The sequence below is a fragment of the Aestuariibaculum marinum genome, assembly GCF_014596975.1.
Classification (GTDB): Bacteria; Bacteroidota; Bacteroidia; order Flavobacteriales; family Flavobacteriaceae; genus Aestuariibaculum; species Aestuariibaculum marinum.
The window spans coordinates 1-794 of record NZ_JACVXD010000036.1 but is presented as its reverse complement, the minus strand read 5'-3'; the positions used below and the strand labels follow the sequence as shown (position 1 = coordinate 794).

General features: G+C 37.7%; 1 protein-coding gene. It reads right to left on the bottom strand.

The features are described from left to right. On the bottom strand, positions 1-794 hold a 794-nt coding region (locus tag ICJ85_RS16110), incomplete at both ends, for a hypothetical protein (protein WP_188224822.1).

Below are 794 nucleotides of genomic sequence, written 5' to 3'. Positions count from 1 at the left end.
TCTAAATTTATTTCTCCTGAACTACTAAATCCTCCAAAACAAATATCAATTGGTTCCGCATTTGTAATAGCTAGTTCCTCCAGCTGTTTAATTTCAACCGTTTTAGAAACCGACTCTCCACAGATTCCATGAACCGTTAACTCATGAGACCCTGCTTGTAATGAACTCAATGTTGTATCGCCACTTTCAAGACCTTGGTTAATAGTAAAAAACCCTGTAGAGCCATCTGAATTGTTTGACGAAACCTCTATAAAACTTACTCCGCCTGTCCATTCTAAATTTATTTCTCCTGAACTACTAAATCCTCCAAAACAAATATCAATTGGTTCCGCATTTGTAATAGCTAGTTCTTCCAGCTGTTTAATTTCCACATTGGTTTCAACCATATTCCCACAATTATCTTCCAGTTTTATTTGTACATTTCCAGCCGGTAAACCAAAAATGGTTCTTTCTCCATTTTCAAATCCGTCTGAATAGACATAAACACCTCCGGTAAAACTAACTTCCATAGTTGTAGCGTTACCCGTCCACTCAAAATCTATACTTCCGGAATAAGAGGAAGCACCAAAACATATGTCGTTTGGTGTTGCATTAACTATCGCAAGTTCCTCTAGTTGTTTAATTTCAACCGTTGTTGAAACCGACTCTCCACAGATTCCATGAACCATTAACTCATGAGACCCCGCTTGTAATGAACTCAATGTTGTATCGCCACTATCAAGACCTTGGTTAATAGTAAAAAACCCTGTAGAGCCATCTGAATTGTTTGACGAAACCTCTATAAAACTTACTCC